General features: G+C 66.6%; 15 protein-coding genes. 6 read left to right on the top strand and 9 right to left on the bottom strand.

The features are described from left to right. Window positions 1-10: 10 nt before the first annotated feature. The 3 genes from AWJ14_RS21180 to AWJ14_RS21190 are packed head-to-tail and all read right to left on the bottom strand — an operon-like array spanning window position 11 to window position 3,177. Entirely contained in the window at window positions 11-1,546 is a 1,536-nt protein-coding gene (locus tag AWJ14_RS21180) for a DHA2 family efflux MFS transporter permease subunit (RefSeq protein WP_066184383.1), read from the bottom strand. A gap of 24 nt (window positions 1,547-1,570) precedes the next feature. After that, complete coding sequence (locus tag AWJ14_RS21185; RefSeq protein WP_139112741.1) at window positions 1,571-2,650, bottom strand: HlyD family secretion protein; 1,080 nt, start codon at window positions 2,648-2,650, stop codon at window positions 1,571-1,573. A gap of 56 nt (window positions 2,651-2,706) precedes the next feature. After that, on the bottom strand, window positions 2,707-3,177 hold the full coding sequence (locus AWJ14_RS21190; protein ID WP_066184669.1) for a MarR family winged helix-turn-helix transcriptional regulator: 471 nt from the start codon (window positions 3,175-3,177) through the stop codon (window positions 2,707-2,709). Between the two features lie 203 nt (window positions 3,178-3,380). On the opposite strand from AWJ14_RS21190, the gene AWJ14_RS21195 reads away from it, so the two are divergent. After that, window positions 3,381-4,997 (top strand): GMC family oxidoreductase, encoded by a 1,617-nt coding sequence (locus AWJ14_RS21195; RefSeq protein ID WP_066184394.1) that lies wholly within the window; start codon window positions 3,381-3,383, stop codon window positions 4,995-4,997. Here the strand turns inward: AWJ14_RS21195 and xdhC are convergent. The 5 genes from xdhC to AWJ14_RS21220 form a co-directional block, all read right to left on the bottom strand. Next, window positions 4,982-5,809 (bottom strand): xanthine dehydrogenase accessory protein XdhC, encoded by an 828-nt coding sequence (xdhC, locus tag AWJ14_RS21200; RefSeq protein ID WP_066184396.1) that lies wholly within the window; start codon window positions 5,807-5,809, stop codon window positions 4,982-4,984. The genes AWJ14_RS21195 and xdhC overlap by 16 nt on opposite strands. After that, the gene (gene xdhB, locus AWJ14_RS21205) at window positions 5,809-8,163 is read right to left on the bottom strand and encodes a xanthine dehydrogenase molybdopterin binding subunit (protein WP_066184398.1); all 2,355 of its coding nucleotides are present in this window, start codon (window positions 8,161-8,163) and stop codon (window positions 5,809-5,811) included. Before xdhB ends, xdhC begins: the two co-directional genes overlap by 1 nt. Before the next feature lie 2 nt (window positions 8,164-8,165). Continuing rightward, window positions 8,166-9,650, bottom strand: coding sequence for a xanthine dehydrogenase small subunit (xdhA, locus tag AWJ14_RS21210; RefSeq protein WP_066184403.1), 1,485 nt, complete (start codon window positions 9,648-9,650; stop codon window positions 8,166-8,168). Window positions 9,651-9,748: 98 nt separating this feature from the next. Continuing rightward, a complete protein-coding gene (locus AWJ14_RS21215) occupies window positions 9,749-10,858 on the bottom strand; it encodes a patatin-like phospholipase family protein (RefSeq protein WP_066184407.1) in 1,110 nt (369 codons plus the stop codon). Then, window positions 10,855-11,628, bottom strand: a complete 774-nt coding sequence (locus AWJ14_RS21220; RefSeq protein ID WP_066184410.1) for a 3-hydroxybutyrate dehydrogenase — start codon at window positions 11,626-11,628, stop codon at window positions 10,855-10,857. The genes AWJ14_RS21215 and AWJ14_RS21220 overlap by 4 nt, the downstream gene beginning before the upstream one ends. A 178-nt stretch (window positions 11,629-11,806) precedes the next feature. Here AWJ14_RS21220 and AWJ14_RS21225 point away from each other — a divergent pair, with 178 nt between their 5' ends. After that, a complete protein-coding gene (locus AWJ14_RS21225) occupies window positions 11,807-13,006 on the top strand; it encodes a YbfB/YjiJ family MFS transporter (RefSeq protein WP_066184412.1) in 1,200 nt (399 codons plus the stop codon). A 184-nt stretch (window positions 13,007-13,190) separates the two neighbouring features. Next, window positions 13,191-14,528, top strand: coding sequence for a peptide antibiotic transporter SbmA (gene sbmA, locus AWJ14_RS21230; protein WP_066184415.1), 1,338 nt, complete (start codon window positions 13,191-13,193; stop codon window positions 14,526-14,528). Between the two features lie 61 nt (window positions 14,529-14,589). On the opposite strand, the gene AWJ14_RS21235 is transcribed toward sbmA, so the two are convergent. After that, window positions 14,590-15,639 carry a polysaccharide deacetylase family protein gene (locus AWJ14_RS21235; protein ID WP_139112742.1) on the bottom strand — a complete coding sequence of 350 codons (1,050 nt, stop codon included), beginning with the start codon at window positions 15,637-15,639 and terminating at the stop codon, window positions 14,590-14,592. A 233-nt stretch (window positions 15,640-15,872) separates the two neighbouring features. On the opposite strand from AWJ14_RS21235, the gene AWJ14_RS21240 reads away from it, so the two are divergent. The 3 genes from AWJ14_RS21240 to der all read left to right on the top strand — a co-directional run bounded on the left by AWJ14_RS21240 (window position 15,873) and on the right by der (window position 18,811). Beyond that, complete coding sequence (locus AWJ14_RS21240) at window positions 15,873-16,460, top strand: NnrU family protein (RefSeq protein ID WP_066184416.1); 588 nt, start codon at window positions 15,873-15,875, stop codon at window positions 16,458-16,460. A 130-nt stretch (window positions 16,461-16,590) separates the two neighbouring features. Then, window positions 16,591-17,262 (top strand): tetratricopeptide repeat protein, encoded by a 672-nt coding sequence (locus AWJ14_RS21245; protein ID WP_066184418.1) that lies wholly within the window; start codon window positions 16,591-16,593, stop codon window positions 17,260-17,262. A gap of 49 nt (window positions 17,263-17,311) precedes the next feature. Beyond that, a complete protein-coding gene (gene der, locus AWJ14_RS21250) occupies window positions 17,312-18,811 on the top strand; it encodes a ribosome biogenesis GTPase Der (protein WP_066184421.1) in 1,500 nt (499 codons plus the stop codon). The last annotated feature ends 25 nt before the right edge of the window (window positions 18,812-18,836 follow it).

Consider the following 18,836-nt stretch of genomic DNA (forward strand, 5'->3'; position numbering starts at 1 on the left):
CGTCCGCGCCTCAGTCCATATGCGCGGCGGCCGGTGCGGCCGCGGCGGCATGCATGCGCGGCTTGCGCAGCATCAGCGAGAGCGGGATCGCAAACAGCGTCACCATCATCATCAGCTTGAAATCGTTGTTGTACGAGATCATCAGCGCCTGCTGGTTGACGAGATTGTCGAGGATCTGCAGCTGCTGCGGGTTGGTGGCAAAGCCGGGCATGGCTTGCTTGAGAACCGGATTGAACTGGGTGATGGATGCGCCGAGTTCCTGGTGATTGATCTGCACGTAGCGGGTGAGGAACATGGTCACCACCGAGATGCCGATCGACGAGCCGATATTGCGCACCAGGCTGAACAGGCTCGCCGCGTCGGTGCGGAAGCGGGCATCGAGCGTGGCGAAGGCGACCGTCGACAGCGGCACGAACACGAGCCCCAGGCCGAGGCCCTGGATCACCCCGGTCCAGATCACGGGAGAGCTGTCCATCTGCGGCGAGAAGCCGGTCATCAGATGGAGCGACAGCGCGGTCAGGCTCAGGCCGGCGATGACGAGGTAGCGCGGGTCCACGAGCCGCACCAGCCGCCCCACCAGGATCATCGAGATCATGGTGCCGATGCCGCGCGGCGCCATCACCAGGCCCGTGGTGATCGTGGAATAGCCGAACACATGCGACAGCATCGGCGGCAGCAGCGCCAGGCTCGCCAGAAGCACGATGCCGACCACGAAGATCAGCACCAGGCCGGTCACGAAATTGCGGTCGGCGAAGATCGCGGGATCGACGAAAGGTTCCCTGTCGGTCGCCACATGCACGACGAAGATCCAGAGACCGGTGATCGCCAGCGCCAGCTCGATCCAGATTTCCCAGGCCGAAAACCAGTCGACCTCGCCGCCGCGGTCGAGCATCAGCTGCAGTGCGCCGACGCCGAGCGAGAGCATGGCGAAGCCGAAGAAATCGAAGCGCCGCAGCCGGCGCGGCACATCCGGCAGATAGGCCGCACAGCCCATGAAGGCGATGATGCCGACCGGCAGGTTGATGAAGAACACCCAGCGCCAGTTCAGCGTCTCGGTGAGCCAGCCGCCGAGCGTCGGCCCGATGATCGGCCCGACCATGATGCCCGCGCCCCAGATCGCCATCGCCGAGCCGTGCCGTTCCTTGGGGTTGATGTCGAGCAGGAAGGTCTGCGACAGGGGCACGATCGCCGCGCCGAACACGCCCTGCAGCAGCCGGAAGGCGACCATGGTCTCGAGACTTGGCGCAAGCCCGCAGGCCATCGAGGAGGCGGTGAAGCCGACGATGGTGATCAGGAACAGCTCGCGCCGGCCGACCCGGTCGGCGAGCCAGCCCGTGACCGGCGTCATGATCGCCGCCGCCACGATATAGGAGGTCAGCACCCAGGTGATCGTGTCCTGCGAGGCGTCGAGGTCGCCGGTCATCGACGGCAGCGCGACATTGGCGATCGTCGTGTCGAGCACCTGCATGATGGTGGCGAGCATGATCGAAACGGTGATCAGCCCCCGGTGCGGCACGTCTTGCCCGGGTTCTTGTGGGGTGCTCATGGGGTTCGGGTTCCCGGCCGGGGCTTATTCCGCGGCCTTGGCGGAGCTGAAGAAATCGCCGAAGCTGCGGCTGGTCTTGGTGTCGACGGTCACGGTGGCGCTCAGCCCCGAACGGGCCAGGATCTTGGCTTCGGGGTTGTCGAGCTTCAGCCGCACCGGCACGCGCTGGGTGACCTTGACCCAGTTGCCGGTGGCGTTCTGCGCCGGCAGCACCGAGAATTCGGCGCCCGTGCCCGCGCCGATCGAATCCACCGTCGCCCGGAAGGTCCGGTCCGGATAGATGTCGAACACCACTTCCGCCGGCTGCTGGGGCTGCATGTGCGCGAGCTGCGGTTCCTTGAAATTGGCGTCGATCCAGGGATCGCTGGTTTCGACGATCGAGAACAGCGAGGCGCCCGTCGTCACATATTCGCCCGGCCGGAACGAGGCCGCCTGGTAGACCAGGCCGTCGGCGGGCGCGCGCACCGTGGCGGCGGCGAGATTGTAGGCGGCCTTGTCGCGCGCGGCCAGCGCCGCCACGACCATCGGGTGGGCGTCGATGTCGCCGTCGAGATTGTTGGCCAGCGCCGCCTTGGCGGTGGCGACCTTCTGCCCGGCCGCGATCAGGTCCTGATGCGCCTTCTGCGCGGTGTGGCGTGCGTCGTCGAGCGAGGTGGCGGTCGCCACGCCCTTGCCGGCCAGCGCTTTCTGGCGTTCGAGATTGTCCTGGTAATAGGCGTCGTCATCGGCCGCGATCTTCTCCTGCGTCACCGCCTGGGTGTAGGCGGCGCGCATCTGGATGACCTCGAGCCGGGCGCTTTCGACCGCCGCATTGGCCTGGTTGAGCGCGATCTGCAGCGGCTCGGGGTCGACCTGGAACAGCACGTCGCCCTTCTTGACCGGCCCGTTTTCCTTGACATTGACGCTGACGATGCGCCCGGAGATTTCGCTGGCGATGGTGATGCGCGACAGCCGCAGATTGGCGTTCTCGGTTTCCTCGTAGCGCCCGCCGGTGAGCCACATATAGCCACCCGCGGCCACGAGCAGGGCCGGCACCGCGAGCATCAGCAGGGTGCGCCGGCTCTTCGAGCGCTTCTTCTTGGGCGCGGCCACGGGAGCCGGCATCTGCGATCCGGCGGGATTTGCGGTTGCAGTGTTGGGTTTGACTTCGGCGTTCATGGTCAGGCCTGGGGCTCGAGGAGATGGCAAGGGATCTGCGTTTCGTCGCGGGACAGGTTTTCGACGACCTTGGCGAGCGCGGTCATCAGGGTCTGCCGTTCGCGGTCGTCAAGGCCGGTCATGGCGTCGTCATAGACGTCCACGGCCGCGGCCTTGAGCGCGGAATAGGCGGCAAGGCTCTTGTCGGTGGGGACCACAAGCTTGACGCGGCGGTCGGTCTCATGGGCGCAGCGTTCGACCCAGCCGCCCTGTTCCATCCGGTCGACCAGCCGCGACACGCTGATCGGCTCGATTTCCAGGAGTTCGGCCAATCGCGCCTGGGTGGCGCGGCGCTGGCGCACCACCTTCACCAGAAGCCGCCATTGGGCCGAGGACAGGCCGTGCTCCTCGCCACGCGCGTCGAACCGCTTGCGCAGCAGCCGGGCGGCGTCGTGGACCAGAACGCCGAATTCGTCGGTTTTAACTGTTATCATGAGCGGCATATATTATGAGCATGCTCATGAAACAAGGGGTGCGTACGATTTAGGTCAGTATTCCTGTCACATTTTCGTGTGATCCGGTGAAGCGGCGCGTGTCGCGTCTTCAACAGCGTCGGGCGCGTCTGGTGCATTGCCCGGGGCGGCGAGATGTGACAACCATTTCGCGTCAATCCACCTCCGCCTCCGGTGAGCATTTCATGGACAATCCGGACTTCATCATCATTGGCGCCGGCTCGTCCGGCTGCGTGCTGGCCGAACGGCTGACGGCCTCGGGCCGGCACCGGGTGTTGGTGCTCGAGGCGGGCGGCGACGACCGCCGTTTCTTCGTGCAGATGCCGCTCGGCTACGGCAAGACCTTCTTCGACCCGAAGGTCAACTGGATGTATCGCGCCGAGCCCGATCCGGGGCTTGCCGGCAATGTCGACCACTGGCCGCGCGGGCGCGTGCTCGGCGGCTCGTCCTCGATCAACGCCATGGTCTGGGTGCGCGGCCACCGCGCCGATTTCGATGACTGGCGCGCCGCCGGCAATCCCGGCTGGGGCGCCGACGACATGTTCGCGGCGTTTCGCGCGGTCGAATGCGCGGTGATCGGCGAGGAGGCGATCCGCGGCCGCGGCGGCCCTCTCAACCTGTTCGTGCCCGACCGGACCACGCATCCGCTGACCCGCAAATGGTTCGAGGCGGCGCAGAGCCTCGGCCTGCCGCTCAACCCGGATTTCAACGGCGCCTCGCAGGACGGTGTCGGCCAGTTCGAATTCACCATCCACAACGGGCGGCGGCTGTCGGCGGCCCGCGCCTTCCTGCGGCCGGCGATGAAGCGGCCCAACCTGCGCGTCATCACCAATGCGCTGGTGACCGGCCTCACCTTCGATGGCGCCCGCGTGACCGGCGTGAGCTACACAAAGGGCGGCAGGTCGATCACGGTCAAGGCCGGGCGCGAGGTGATCCTGAGCGGCGGCTCGGTCAACTCGCCGCAACTCCTGCAGCTCTCGGGCATCGGTCCGGCTGATCACCTGCGCACTCTCGGCGTCGAGGTGCGCCTGGACAATCCCCATGTCGGCCGCAATCTCGAAGACCATGTCGGCATCAACTACACTTACCGCGCCAATTGCCCGACGCTGAACCAGGTGCTCAGGCCCTGGTGGGGCAAGCTCTCGGTCGGCATGCAGTATCTGTTGCTGCGCGACGGCCCGCTGTCGGTGAGCCTCAACCAGGCGGGCGGCTTCATCCGCACTTCGCCCGAGCGCGCGCGGCCCAACATGCAACTCTATTTCCAGGCGATTTCCACCGTGATTCCGCGTCCCGGCGAGAGGCCGATCCTCGATCCCGATCCCTGGCCGGGATTTTCGATCGGCTGGTCGAACTGCCGGCCGAAGAGCCGCGGCGAGATCATGATCCGCTCGGCCGATCCGCTGGAACCGCCCAGGATCACGCCCAATGCGTTGTCCCATCCCGACGACGTCGCCGAAATGCTCGAAACCGGCCGCTTCGTGCGGAAGATGGCGGCGGCCAGCCCGCTCGCCGAATGCATCGAGGCCGAGGTGCTTCCGGGACCCGACATCACCGATGACGAGGCGATGATCGACGACATCCGCCGCCGCTCGGGCACGGTCTACCACCCAGTCGCCACCTGCCGCATGGGGCCGGACCCGGCCCGGTCGGTGGTCAATTCGCGTCTGCGCGTGCACGGGCTCGGTGGTCTCAGGGTGGTCGATTGCTCGGTGTTCCCGAATCTCGTCAGCGGCAACACCAATGCGGCGGCGATCGCCACCGGCTGGCGTGCGGCGGAGCTGGTGCTTCAGGACACGCCCTGACGCTCCGCCTGCCACGCGGCCAAGGCCGCTGCGATATCAGCCGCCACCGTGACCGCGATCATCTCCGGCCGCTTGTCGGCGATCTTGCGTCCGATCGGGCAGGTCAGGCCTGAAAGGCGATTGCGATCCCCGCCTTCGCGGAGGAACTGGTGCTCGAAGGTCGCGCGCTTGGTGGCCGAGCCGATCATGCCCACCTGGGCCAGGTCGTCGCGTTGGAGGGCTGCGGTGACGATCAGGAAATCGAGCGCATGATCGTGGGTGAGCACCACCGCCGCGCCCCCCGGCGCAATGGTCGTGACCAGGCTTTCGGGCATCGCCGCGAGGTGGCGGATGGCGCCCTCGGGCGTGCGGTCGAGCTCGTCTGCGCGGGTCTCGACCACATGCACCTTTACCGGCAACAGCAGCAGCGCCGCGGCCAGCGCCCGGCCGACATGGCCGCCGCCGAACAGCCAGACTTCCGGATCGCGCGCGTCTTCTGCTTCGGCCTGGGCGCGAATCTCGTCAAAGCGGGCAGGGGGAATCACCTCGAAGGACAGCGTCACATGCCCGCCGCAGCATTGCCCGATGGCCGGTCCGAGCGGCAGCGCCAGGTTTTCGGCCGCCGCGCCGGCGAGAATGCGCCGCGCCTGGTCGATCGCCTCGAGTTCGAGCCGTCCGCCGCCGATGGTGCCGAATGCGCCGGTCTCTGCCACCAGCATCCAGGCATCGGTGTCGCGCGGCGTCGAGCCTTTTGCCTCCACCACGCGCACCCGCACGAAGCCGCTTGCGCCGGCGGCCCCGACAAAGGCGTCATAGGCCACCGCCCGCCGCATCAGCCAGCCTCGTCGAGCGGCTCCGCCATGGCCTTCAGGCGTTCCACCGCCATCAGCACCCGTTCGGGGGTGGCCGGCGCGTCGAGCCGCGGCGAGATCCGGTAATCGGCGATCGAGGCCACCGCCATGCCGAGCGCCTCGAGCACCGAGATCGGCAGCATGAAGGGCGGTTCGCCCACCGCCTTGGAGCGGCGCACCGTGGGTTCGCGGTTTTCCGACCAGTCGGCGAGGCGCACGTTGAAGATCCGCGGCCGGTCGGAGGCAAGCGGGATCTTGTAGGTCGAGGGCGCATGGGTCCTGAGCCGGCCCTTGTCGTCCCACCACAGTTCCTCGGTGGTGAGCCAGCCCATGCCCTGCACGAACGCGCCCTCGATCTGGCCGATGTCGAGCGCCGGATTGAGCGAGCGGCCCACGTCGTGGAGCACGTCGACCCGGTCGACCTGGTATTCGCCGGTCAGCGTGTCGACCGAGACCTCCGACACCGCCGCGCCATAGGCATAGTAATAGAACGGCCGCCCCTTGCCCTTGGCGCGGTCCCAGTGGATGTCCGGCGTCTTGTAGAACCCGGCGGCCGAGAGCTGGATGCGCCCCTGATAGGCGAGCTTGATGAAATCCGGAAACGGGAACAGTTCGTTGCCGACGCGCACATGATTGGGGATGAACTCCACCTGTTCGGGCGGCACGCCGAATTTCTCGGAGGCGAAGCCGATCAGCCGGGTCTTGATCTGCTGCGCCGCATTGGCGGCGGCCATGCCGTTCAGGTCCGTGCCGGAGGAGGCGGCGGTGGCGGACGTGTTCGGCACCTTGCCGGTGGTGGTCGCGGTAATCCGGATCGTGTCGAGATCGACCTGGAACTCCTCGGCCAGCACCTGCGCCACCTTGGTGTTGAGCCCCTGGCCCATCTCGGTGCCGCCGTGGTTCAGATGGATCGAGCCGTCCTGGTAGACATGCACCAGCGCGCCGGCCTGGTTGTACCAGGTTGCGGTAAACGAGATCCCGAACTTGACCGGGGTCAGCGCGATGCCGCGGCGCACGACCGGGCTTGTCTCGTTGAAATCGATGATCTCGGCGCGGCGCGCCTGGTAGTCGGTCGAGACCTCCAGTTCCTCGACGACGCGCGCGATGATGTTGTCGTTGACCGTCTGGTGGTAGGGGGTCAGGTCGCGGCCCGGCCCGCCATAGAAATTGGCCTTGCGGATTTCCAGCGGATCGCGGCCGAGCGCATAGGCCACCTCTTCGATCACCCGCTCGCCGCCGAGCATGCCCTGCGGCCCGCCAAACCCGCGGAAGGCGGTGTTGGAAACCGTGTTGGTCATCATCGGCTTGGAGACGAGCCGGACATTTTCGTAAAAATAGCAGTTGTCGGCGTGAAACAGCGCGCGGTCCGTCACCGGCCCGGAGAGGTCGGAGGAAAAGCCGCAGCGCGCGGCGAAGGTCGCGTCGAGCGCTTGGATCACGCCGCTGTCGTCGAAGCCGACATCGTAGTCGGCCACGAAATCGTGGCGCTTGCCGGTGATCGTCATGTCGTCGTCGCGGTCGGGCCGGATCTTGACGGCGCGGTTGAGCTTCTTGGCGGCGATGGCGGCGATCGCGGCAAACTGGTTGCTCTGGGTTTCCTTGCCGCCGAAGCCGCCGCCCATGCGCCGGACCTGCACGGTGACCGCATTCGACACCGTGCCGAGCGCATGCGCCACCATGTGCTGCACCTCGCTCGGATGCTGGGTCGAGGACCAGACGGTGACTTCGTCGTCCTCGCCGGGAATGGCCATGGCGATATGGCCTTCGAGATAGAAATGGTCCTGGCCGCCGATGCGGATCGCGCCCTTGAGCCGCCGCGGCGCTGCGGCAAGCCCTGCGGCTACGTCGCCGCGCTCGAGTTTCAAGGGATCGGTGACATGCGGATAGCCGGCGTCGATCGCATCGCGCACATCGGTGACATGGGCCAGGTCCTCGTAGCCGATCTTCGCCTTGCGCGCGGCACGGCGCGCCTGGTCGCGGGTCCTGGCGATAACGGCGAACACCGGCTGGCCGTGAAACAGCACCTCGTTTTCGGCCAGCACCGGCTCGTCATTGCGGCCCGAAGGCGAAATGTCGTTGACGCCCGGCACGTCGGCGCCGGTGAGCACCAGCACCACGCCGTCGGAGGCGCGCACCGGATCGAGGTCGAGCGAGGTGATCTTCGCGTGGGCGCGGTCCGACAGGCCCAGATAGCCGTGCAGGGTGCCCTCGGGCTCGGGCATGTCGTCGATATAGTCTGCGCTGCCGGTCACATGCTTGTGGGCGGAATCATGGGCGCGCGTGGTGTGCGCGCCGCCGGAAATCGAGGTCTTGCTGCGGGGGCGGTGTTGGCTCATCCTCAGGCCTCCGCCAGCGCCGGGCGGCGCTCGATGCGGGCCGGGGCGCCGCAGGTTTCGAGGAAGAAACGGATCATCAGGTTCTGCGCCGACAGCATCCGGTACTCCGCGCTCGCCCGCCAGTCGCTGAGCGGCTGGTAGTCGTCGGCAAGTGCCGCGCGCGCCCGTTGCACGGTGTCCCAGCTCCAGGGCTGTCCGGTGATGGCCTTCTCCGCGCCGCCTGCGCGTTTCGGGGTGCCCGCCATGCCGCCGAAGGCGATCCGGGCGGTGCTGACCATCCCCTCCGCGTCGAGCCTGACCATGAAGGCCGCGCAGACCGCCGAGATGTCCTCGTCGCGGCGCTTGGAGATCTTGTAGACGGCGAAATAGGCGTCGTCCGCCAGCGCCGGCACGAACACGCTTTCGACGAATTCGCCGGGCGCGCGGTCCTGCTTGCCGTACTCGATGAAGAAGGCCTCGAGCGGCAGCGTACGCCGCGCCTCGCCCTTGCGCAGCGTGACCGTGGCGCCCAGCGCGATCAGCGGCGGCGGCGTGTCGCCGATCGGCGATCCGTTGGCGATGTTGCCGCCGATGGTGCCCATGTTGCGCACCTGTTCGCCGCCGATCCGGTCCCACAGTTCCGCCATCTGCGGAAAGGCCGACACGATCGCGCCGCGCGCCGCGGTGTAGGACACGCCGGCGCCGAGCCGGATGCCGTCTTCGTCAAAGGAGACCTGCCTGAGCTCTTCGAGGTGGCCGACATGGATCACCGGCGCGATCTCGCGCATCTGCTTGGTCACCCACAATCCGACATCGGTGGAGCCCGCGACGATGGTGGCCTTCGGATGATCCGCGTAGAGCGCCGCCAGGTCGTCGGCGTCGGCCGGAATCAGGGTCTGGCCGCGGGCGTGGTCGATCGTGATCCGGGCATGGTCGGCAAAACCCGTCAGCGTCTCGACGGTCTTTCCATAGGCCGCCACCAGCCGGTCGTTGTCCTCGTTGGGAATGGTCTTCGCCGCCGCCAGCGCCGCCCTGACGATCGGCTCGTAGCCGGTGCAGCGGCAGAGATTGCCCTGCAACTGCCGTTCGATCGCGTCTTCCGACGGTTCCGGGTCGGCAAGCCACAGCGCATGCAGCGAGGCGACGATGCCCGGCGTGCAGAAGCCGCATTGCGACCCGTGATGCTCGACCATCGCCTGCTGCACCGCGCTCAACTCGCCGTCCGGGCGGTTGAGATGCTCGATCGTGACCACATGGGTGGCGTCGAGCGAGCCCACGAAGCGGATGCAGGCATTGACGGTTTCGTAACTGAGCACGCCGTTGTCGAGGCGCCCCACCAGCACCGTGCAGGCGCCGCAATCGCCCTCCGCGCATCCTTCCTTGGTGCCCGTCAGCCGCTGCTCGAGCCTGAGCCAGTCAAGCAGCGTCGCATCCGGGGCGAAGCCTGAAAGCTCGACCGTCCGGTCATTGAGCAGGAAACGGATGAATGAGCGGTGCGTGGGGGCCATGCTGCCTCTTGATTTTGAACCATTTGGACAAAACCTATCCCACACCGATGCGTTGCGAAAGGGGACCCCCTGCATTCATCTGTTTCAGGAAAACCCGGTCAATCGCGCCGTTGCGACCCGTCGGGCTGGCGTGGTCCGGGCAGCCCCAGATACCGGCTCTCAAGATCCACCGTGGAAGCCTTGCCGATATGGTCGCGGTTGGTTTCGAGCCAGCTGTCCGCCGCCTCGCGGCCACGGTCGCGCAAACTGGTCAGGAACGGCCAGCTCACATCGAATTTCGAGGAGACGGGCAGGTCGCGCATGGCGTCGTCCGCGCGCACCGAATGCACCAGGATATGGCGCATCCGGTCCTTGTACTCGTCCTTGAGCCAGTCCTGCTCGATCAGGCGGGTGACGAAATTGATCGCCCGCATCTCGTCAAGCAGCGAGGAGTTGAAGGAGATCTCGTTGATCCGGTTGAGAATTTCCGGTGCGGTCGTGGGCACCTCGTCGCGCTCCATCGGGTTGATGTGGACGATCATGACGTCGCGGCTGTGGCAATTGTAGAAGAACGGAAACAGCGCCGGATTGCCCATGTAGCCGCCGTCCCAGTAATGCTCGCCGCCGATCTCGACGGCCTTGAACAGGAACGGCAGGCAGGCCGACGCCATCACCACGTCAAGATCGACCTCGCGGGTCTCGAACACCTTGACGCGGCCGCTGCGCACATTGGTGGCGCTCAGGAACAGCTTCGACTGGCACTGCGTGCGCAAGGCCTCGAAATCCACGCTTTCGGCCAGCAGGTCGCGCAGCGGATTGACGTCGAAAGGGTTGAATTCATAGGGCGAGAAAGTCCGGGTGATGGTGTCGAAAGCCGCGTATCCCGCTGCCGCCAGCATGTCCATGCCGGGAATCGCGCTGTGCGGAAAGGCGCTGATGGGGGACCAGACCGTGCCGGCCCGGCTCGATTTGCGCCAGAACTCCTCGAGCGCCGCCTGTCCGCCGGTGCGCCCGCCTTCCATCATGCCATAGGCCAGCACCACCGCGTTGACGGCGCCGGCGCTGGTGCCGGAAATGCCCTCGAAGCCGATATCCGGCTCGTCGAGCAGCCGGTCGATCACCCCCCAGGTGAAGGCGCCGTGCGCGCCTCCGCCCTGGAGTGCCAGGTTGATCATGCGCTCGCCTTCGGCGTCCGCCTTCACCTGGCCGTTGTGCTTCGCGCCGGTCATTGCGCGGTCCAGCCGCCGTCGATCGAGAGTGCTGCGCCGGTGATCTGCGCCGCCTGATCGGAGGTCAGATACATCGCGAGCGAAGCGATCTGGCCGACCTGGACGAACTGCTTGGTGGGCTGCGCCTTCAGGATCACCTCGTTGATCACCTGCTCCTCGCTCATGTTGCGCGCCTTCGCCGTGTCGGCGATCTGGCCCGCCACCAGCGGCGTTTCCACATAGCCCGGGCAGATGGCGTTGGCGGTGATGCCGAATTCCGCGCCCTCGAGCGCCACCGTCTTGATCAGGCCCACGAGCCCGTGCTTGGCCGCCACATAGGCGCTCTTGTAGGGGGAGGCGATCAGGCCGTGCGCGGAGGCCATGGCGACGATCCGGCCGAACTTCTGGCGTTTCATCACCGGCATGGCGGCGCGGATCAGGTGAAAGGCGGAACTCAGGTTGATGCCGATGATCGCGTCCCATTTTTCCGGCGGGAAATCCTCGATCTTTTCGACATGCTGGATACCGGCATTGGGGATGACCACGTCGACGCGGCCGAATTTCTTCTCGGTGGACGCGACCATGTCGGCGATCTCGTCGGGCTTGAGCATGTTGGCGCCGTGATAGATCACGTCGCCCGCGCCAAGCGCCGCGAGCCGTGCGCGGGTGGCCTCGATCTCGTCTTTCTTGCCCAGCCCGTTCAGGACGACATTGTGTCCTGCGATGGCGAAGGTCTCGGCCAGGCCGAGGCCGATGCCACTGGTCGATCCGGTGATGATGACGGTTTTCATGGCATTGTCCTTTCGTGGATGCTGCAATGCACAAGTAGGTTCTTGCCGCGGAGTTGCCAATCAAGATTCGGTGAAACCGCGCGATCCGGATCGTGAGCGCGGCTTGTCTCGCGCCCGATTCAGGTCCATGGAGAAGAGCACCTTCACCCGATCCTCCCCGTTCCGAAGGCCTTGAGCGATGCACAGCGCGTCTCCCGGTTCCTCCCGCGACAGCCGCTCCGATGTGATGCGGACGGCCTTGGCCGGCGCGGTGGCGATGGCGGTGGCGATGGGGCTCGGACGCTTTTTCTACACGCCCGTGCTGCCGGCAATGATGGCGGGCCTCGGATTCGGACCGGCGGAAGCGGGCTGGATCGCCTCGGCCAACTATGCGGGCTACCTGCTCGGAGCGGTGCTTGCCGCCTATGGCTGGGCCGAGGGCATCGAGCGCCGGGTGGCGCTCGCGAGCCTCGCGGCGACCGCGCTGTTGCTGCTGGCCATGGGCGTGTCGAGCAGTCTCGCCGTTCTGGTGACGATCCGCTTCCTTGCCGGGCTCGCCAGCGCCTTCGCCATGATCTTCACCACGGCCATCGTGCTGTCGCACGGCCTGGCGGCAGGGCGGACGGAGGTGCAGGCCGTGCATTTCGGCGGCGTCGGCTCCGGCATGGCCGTCTCCGCCCTGATGTTTGCGGTGCTGGTGCTGGCCGAAGGCGGCTGGCGCACGGCCTGGATCCTCGCCGCGGTCCTCTCCGTTGGTGGCATCGCCGCGGTCGCCCGGCTCCTGCCGGCGGGCGTGGTGCGGCTGGGGCCGGCCCGCAAGGAGCCGCCGCTGGTCTGGAGCAGGCCGCTGGTCGCCCTCACGCTCGCCTACGGGATCTTCGGCTTCGGCTACATCGTCACGGCCACGTTCCTGGTGGCGATCGTGCGCGGCGGCGGCGGCTCCTCGCTGTTCGAGGCCGGCGTCTGGCTGCTGGCCGGACTCGCCGCGGCACCGTCGGTCGCCTACTGGATGCCCGCCGTCCGGCGCATCGGCCTGGTCAATGTCTATGCGCTCGGCTGCCTGGTCGAGGCGCTGGGGGTGGCCGCGAGCGTGCTGGTGGGCCTTCCGTGGGGACCGGTCGCAGGTGCGGTGCTGCTCGGCGCAACCTTCATCGCCGTCACCGCCTTCGGGCTGCAGGCCGGTCGCGCGCATGCCGGCGCAAGCCCGCGTCGCGCGCTGGCGCTGATGACCGCGGCCTTCGGCACCGGGCAGATCATCGGTCCGGTTGCGGCCGGATATCTCGCCGACCGGTCGGGATCCTACACCTCGGCAAGCCTGCTCGCGGCGGCTGGACTGCTGGCCGCAGCCGGCCTGATCTTTGGCCTGGGCCGCGTTCCGCCCGCCGCTGGCGCTGCGTGAGGCGGTGGCCTTGAAGCGGCGGCATATCCCCGCGCGCCGTTTGCCGGCGGGTCACTGCCAAGCACAATGGCGTGAAGCCTGGCACGCCCGCATTGCCGTATCGGCCGCGGTGTCCTAGGTAAGCTGCCGACTGACGACGAATCAGCGCCCGCTCCCGCAGGCCCCCATCGAGGATCCACGCCCCGTGTTCGAATCGTTCTTCCCCCGGCCGAAACTGTTCTTCTCCTCCGTGCTGATCTGGGCCGCGCTCGGCATCCTGATCTGGTACACGGTGGGCGATGCGATCGGCTCCGCGCTCGGCTTTCCGCTGCCGACCGGCGAGCAGGAACCCGTGATCGGGATTGCCTATTTCTACACGCCGGAATTTCTCTGGTTCTACGTGTTCTACACCGTCTGGACGCTGCTGTTCGCGGCCTTCTGGTTCGTCTACTCGCCGCACAAATGGCAGATGTGGTCGATCCTGGGATCGATCTTCATCCTGTTCACCACCTATTTCGGCGTGCAGGTTTCCGTTGCCATCAACAACTGGCGGCGACCGTTCTTCGACACCTTCCAGGAAGCGCTCAAGGGCGATGGCTCGGTGACCGCCTGGGACCTTTACAGCCTGACCTTCCTGTTCGCCGAAATCGCCTTCGTCTCGATGGGCGTGTTCGTGGTCACCCGCTTCTTCGTCTCGCATTACGTGTTCCGCTGGCGCACGGCGATGAACGATTTCTACATGGAGCGCTGGCCGCGCGTCCGCCACATCGAGGGCGCCTCGCAGCGTGTCCAGGAAGACACCATGCGCTTCGCCTCGATCGTGGAAGGGCTCGGCGTCGCCTTCGTCAACGCGATCATGACGCTGGTGGCCTTCCTTCCGGTGCTGTGGGGCCTGTCGCAATACGTCACCGAACTGCCGATCGTGGGCGAGATCCCGCATGCCTTGTTCGTGGCGCTGATCTTCTGGGCGATCTTCGGCACCGCGCTTCTGAGCCTTGTCGGCATCAAGCTGCCCGGCCTCGAATTCCGCAACCAGCGCGTCGAGGCCGCCTACCGCAAGGAACTGGTCTATGGCGAGGACGATCCCGACCGCGCCCAGCCGCCGACCGTGGCCGAGCTGTTCAACAATGTGCGGAAGAATTATTTCCGCCTCTACTTCCACTACATGTATTTCAATATCGCCCGCGGCTTCTACCTGCAGGCCGACAATATCTATGTCGACATCCTGCTGGTGCCGACCATCGTTGCCGGCAAGATCACGCTCGGCATCTGGCAGCAGATCCTCACCGCCTTCGGGCAGGTGTCGAACTCGTTCCAGTTCCTGATCAATTTCGACGGCCAGGATCTGGCGCCGGCCATCCCCCTTTTGTCCATCTACAAGCGCCTCAGGGCCTTCGAGGCGGTGTTCCGCGGCGAGGAACTCGACGAGATCGACCGCAAGTATCTCGAACGCCAGGCGGCCGGCATCCAGCCGAGCCCCGCCGATCCGTCGCCCGGAGCGGGCGGCCCCGAGCGGACCCAGTCCTTCGAGGAAAAACAGTAGGCACAAGGCCGGCGACTGGTGTCGCCGGCCTTTTCCATTTCCTGCGGGGCAGCGGTGTTTGTCAGGTCGCCGAGCGGCTGGCAGTCTTCAGCTGCGAGAGCGCTTCGGAATAGGTCACGCATTCGACGTCCGGCTTGCCGCAGACATCGGTCAGCAGCGTTTCCAGCGCGTCCCAGTAGGCCCCGCCATTCATCGGCACGAAATGAAAGCCGAGCTGCAGCGGGATGCGCGCGCCGTCATACTGCTCCCGGAAGGCGGCCTCGAAAGCCGTGAGCGAGCGTTCCTCGAACTCCGCCTTGTGCTCCGGCGTTTCCTCGGCCTTGGAATGGCGGACGAAGAGATTGTAGTCCATCGCGATCACCCGGCGCTCATGCGGCCCCTCGGGGATCAGCGGCAGCGCGAAGCGGGCTGGCTTTCGCTTGGTGTCGGGCACGGCCGGGCCGCGCGAGACGGTGCTTGCGTCATAGGCAAAGCCATGCTCGGCGAGCGCCGCAAACAAGCCCTCGCCGGACGACAGATAGGGCGCGCGGAACCCCTTGACGGAATTTTCGGCCATTTCCTGCCAGCCGTCCGGTTCCTTGTCCTTCTGGCCGATGGTCGTCCAGGCGGTCCTGAGTGCGGCGTCGAACTGGTCGAATTCCTGCGACCATTGCGCTTTCGTCCAGGCGCCGCCGTCGAAATGCCCGCAACCATGGCTGCCGATTTCGTGGCCGGCCCGATAGGCCGTCCAGATATGATTGAGCCGGTTTTCGACATCGGCGTGATCCGGCGCAAAGCCGATATTGGACGCACCCGCCGATTTTCCGGGCGCCGTGTAGCCCTTCCGCTCGGCCTTGCTCATCAGGAAAGTGCAGGACAGGAAATAGGTGAAATGCGCGCCGGTCTTCTCCGCCATCTTCAGGCTGCGCTCCCACATGACATTGTCATGGGCGCCGTCGAAGGACACGATCACCAGCTGTGCGGGCCGGCTTTCCGCCTGCGCGGCAGGTATCGCCGCGGTCACGGCCAATCCGCCGAGCACAAGCGCCGGCAGTGCCTTGGCCAGGCGGCGTGCGGGACGGGCGGAGACGGCGGGACGGGGGAGGCGGGAGGGGTTCGCGGGGGCGGTCATGAGGCTTGGCAATCCGGACTTTGGCGTGATGCAACAGGGGCCTGATGTCCTGGGGGGCAAATGCGGCAGGGGTGTGAACGGTGGGACGAAAGCGCGCTGGCACGGCTCTGATGCCTGCGTCCGAATGAACCGGTGATTGCGGCTTCGGCCGGCTTCTCATCCGCCGCTGGCCGGGCTATGGTCGCCCCGACACGCGGCCGGGAGCGACCCGGACGCCGAAATGGAGGTTTGGAATGATCTGGCTAGTCATCGGACTTGTGCTGTTCCTGGGCGTTCACTCTGTCCGCATCTTCGCGCCCGAGTTTCGCCGGGCGCAGATCGAGGCGCGCGGGCTCAACACCTGGAAGGGCATCTATTCGGTGGCCTCGATCGTCGGGTTCGTCATCCTCGTCTGGGGCTTCAACATCGCCCGCCAGGATCCGGTCGTCTTCTGGGTCGCGCCGGTCTGGATGAGCCATCTGGTGGCGCTGCTGATGGTTTTCGTGATGATCCTGCTGGTGGCCTCGCAGGTTCCCGCCGGCCGCATCAAGGCCGCCGTCAAGCACCCGATGCTGCTGGCGGTCAAGATCTGGGCGCTCGCGCATCTGCTGGTCAATGGCGATCTCGCCTCGGTGGTGCTGTTCGGCGCATTCCTGGTGTGGGCGATCATCGACCGGATCTCGGAGAAGAAGCGGTTGCGCGCCGGCCTGACGACCAACCCCGTGGCAGGCCCGGTCAAGTGGGACATCATCTCCGTCGTCGGCGGCCTGGTGCTCTATGTGGCCTTCCTGATGTTCCTGCACGAATGGCTGATCGGGGTGGCGCCGATCCCCGGGCTGTAACCGAAAGGGGGCGGCGCCGGGCGCTTTTGGCGCCGTACCCCCTTACACAATCCGCAAAATCGGCTAGAAGGCCCCACACGACGCCGCTTCACGCACGCTTTCAAGAGGACCGGCCAGCGCCGGTGACGCCATGGCAGACGACAATTCGACATTTATCCGCGAGGTCAACGAGGATCTGCGCTCGGATTACATGAAGGCGCTGTGGAAGCGGTTCCGGTTTTTCATCCTGGCCGTGGCGATCGGCATCGTCGTTGCCACCGCCGGCCTGCGCGGCTGGCAGTACTGGACGGAAACCACCGCCGCCAAATCGGGCGACGTCTTCCTTGCGGCGCTGGAAAAGGCGCGCACCGGCGACACCGATGCGGCGCTGGCCGAATTCAAGGATCTCGAAACCACCGGTTACGGCTCCTATCCGGTGCTCGCCAAGATGCGGGCCGCCACGGTGCTCGCCGACCGGGGCGAGGCCGATGCGGCGATCGCCGCCTTCTCCGAGATCGGCAAGGACACCGCACAGCCGGTCGCCATCCGCGATGCGGCGCGCCTGCGCGCGGCCTATCTGCTGGTCGATCACGGCAGCTATGACGATGTTTCCGCACAGGTCGAGGTGCTGGCGGTGGCCGGCAATCCGGCGCGCCACTCGGCACGCGATGCGCTCGGTCTCGCCGCCTTCAAGGCAGGCGACCTGAAGCAGGCATCCGACTGGTTCGAAGCCATCGCCGCCGACAACCAGACGCCGAACGGCATCCGGACACGGGCCGGCCTCATGCTCGACATGATTGCCGCCCAGGGCGGCGCATCCTGATCGCTCCGGCGCCCGGGGCATTGAAGTCGCCAGCGGGCAAGGATTACCCATGAGCATCACTCTCGCCATCGTCGGACGCCCCAATGTCGGCAAATCGACCCTGTTCAACCGCCTGGCCGGCCGCAAGCTGGCGCTTGTCGACGACACGCCGGGCGTGACCCGCGACCGCCGCCCCGGCGACGCCAAGCTGGTGGATCTGCGTTTCCGCATGATCGACACCGCGGGTCTTGAAGTGGCCGGCCCCGACACGCTCGAGGGCCGCATGCGCGCCCAAAGCGAACTGGCGATGGACGAGGCCGACGGCGCGCTGTTCCTGATCGACGCCAAGGCGGGCCTGACCCCCGCCGACGAACTGCTCGCCGAAATTTTGCGAAAGCGCGGCAAGCCGGTGGTGCTGGTCGCCAACAAGGCCGAATCGAAGGGCGCGGAAGCGGGCATGTACGATGCCTACCGGCTGGGGCTCGGCGAACCGTGCCCGATCTCGGCCGAGCACGGCGGCGGCATGCTCGACCTGCGCGACGCCATCGTCGCCGCCTTCGGCGAGGAGCGCTGCTTCCCGCCGAAAAACGCACCGGCCGTCGAGGCCGTGACCGATATCGACGTGTCCTCCGCCGACGAGGAGGACGAAGGTCCCGATTACGACGAGACCAAGCCGTTGAGAGTGGCCATCGTCGGCCGCCCCAATGCCGGCAAGTCGACGCTGATCAACCGCTTCCTGGGGCAGGACCGGCTGCTGACCGGCCCCGAGGCCGGCATCACCCGCGATTCGATCGCCGTCGATTTCGAATGGCGCGGCCGCCAGATCAAGCTGTTCGACACCGCCGGCCTGCGCCGCAAGGCGCGCGTGCAGGAAAAGCTCGAGAAACTCTCGGTCGCCGATGCGCTGCGGGCGATCCGCTTCGCCGAAGTGGTGGTCGTGGTGTTCGATTCGACCATCCCCTTCGAAAAGCAGGATCTGCAGATCGCCGACCTGATCGTGCGCGAGGGCAGGGCGCCGGTGATCGCCTTCAACAAGTGGGACCTGATCGACAACCGCCAGGAAAAGCTTGCCGAACTGCGCGAGATGACCGACCGGCTGCTGCCGCAGGTGCGCGGCATCCGCGCCGTCACCGTGGCCGGCCAGACCGGCGAGGGTCTCGACCGGCTGATGGAGAACATCGCGCTCGTCCACCGCGTCTGGAACAAGCGCATCTCCACCGCCAAGCTCAACCGCTGGCTCGACCATGTGACCGCGCATCATCCGCCGCCGGCGGTCTCCGGCCGGCGCCTCAAGCTCAAATACATGACCCAGGTGAAGTCGCGCCCGCCCGGCTTCATGATCTCGTGCACACGGCCGGAGGCCGTGCCGGAATCCTACACCCGCTATCTCGTCAATTCGCTGCGCGCCGATTTCGAGATGCCGGGCATTCCGCTGCGCGTGGTCTACCGCAGCGGCGACAATCCCTATGCGCCCAAGGACGGCAAGCCCAAGCGTGCCTCGGTGATGCCGAAAAAATCGACGCGGCGCACGGTGTCGGGCAAACTCGCGCCCAAGAAACGCAGCGGCTGACCGCCCGACCGGAGCGGTCGCGACT

The sequence above is a fragment of the Parahoeflea olei genome (assembly GCF_001703635.1).
Taxonomy (GTDB): Bacteria; Pseudomonadota; Alphaproteobacteria; order Rhizobiales; family Rhizobiaceae; genus Hoeflea; species Hoeflea olei.

Excerpts from the sequence above, each read along its gene's own strand:
- AWJ14_RS21180 (WP_066184383.1), bottom strand. The coding sequence starts at position 1,546 with ATGAGCACCCCACAAGAACCCGGGCAAGACGTGCCGCACCGGGGGCTG.
- AWJ14_RS21185 (WP_139112741.1), bottom strand. The coding sequence starts at position 2,650 with ATGCCGGCTCCCGTGGCCGCGCCCAAGAAGAAGCGCTCGAAGAGCCGG.
- AWJ14_RS21190 (WP_066184669.1), bottom strand. The coding sequence starts at position 3,177 with ATGATAACAGTTAAAACCGACGAATTCGGCGTTCTGGTCCACGACGCC.
- AWJ14_RS21195 (WP_066184394.1), top strand. The coding sequence starts at position 3,381 with ATGGACAATCCGGACTTCATCATCATTGGCGCCGGCTCGTCCGGCTGC.
- xdhC (WP_066184396.1), bottom strand. The coding sequence starts at position 5,809 with ATGCGGCGGGCGGTGGCCTATGACGCCTTTGTCGGGGCCGCCGGCGCA.
- xdhB (WP_066184398.1), bottom strand. The coding sequence starts at position 8,163 with ATGAGCCAACACCGCCCCCGCAGCAAGACCTCGATTTCCGGCGGCGCG.
- xdhA (WP_066184403.1), bottom strand. The coding sequence starts at position 9,650 with ATGGCCCCCACGCACCGCTCATTCATCCGTTTCCTGCTCAATGACCGG.
- AWJ14_RS21215 (WP_066184407.1), bottom strand. The coding sequence starts at position 10,858 with ATGACCGGCGCGAAGCACAACGGCCAGGTGAAGGCGGACGCCGAAGGC.
- AWJ14_RS21220 (WP_066184410.1), bottom strand. The coding sequence starts at position 11,628 with ATGAAAACCGTCATCATCACCGGATCGACCAGTGGCATCGGCCTCGGC.
- AWJ14_RS21225 (WP_066184412.1), top strand. The coding sequence starts at position 11,807 with ATGCACAGCGCGTCTCCCGGTTCCTCCCGCGACAGCCGCTCCGATGTG.
- AWJ14_RS21235 (WP_139112742.1), bottom strand. The coding sequence starts at position 15,639 with ATGACCGCCCCCGCGAACCCCTCCCGCCTCCCCCGTCCCGCCGTCTCC.
- AWJ14_RS21240 (WP_066184416.1), top strand. The coding sequence starts at position 15,873 with ATGATCTGGCTAGTCATCGGACTTGTGCTGTTCCTGGGCGTTCACTCT.
- AWJ14_RS21245 (WP_066184418.1), top strand. The coding sequence starts at position 16,591 with ATGGCAGACGACAATTCGACATTTATCCGCGAGGTCAACGAGGATCTG.
- der (WP_066184421.1), top strand. The coding sequence starts at position 17,312 with ATGAGCATCACTCTCGCCATCGTCGGACGCCCCAATGTCGGCAAATCG.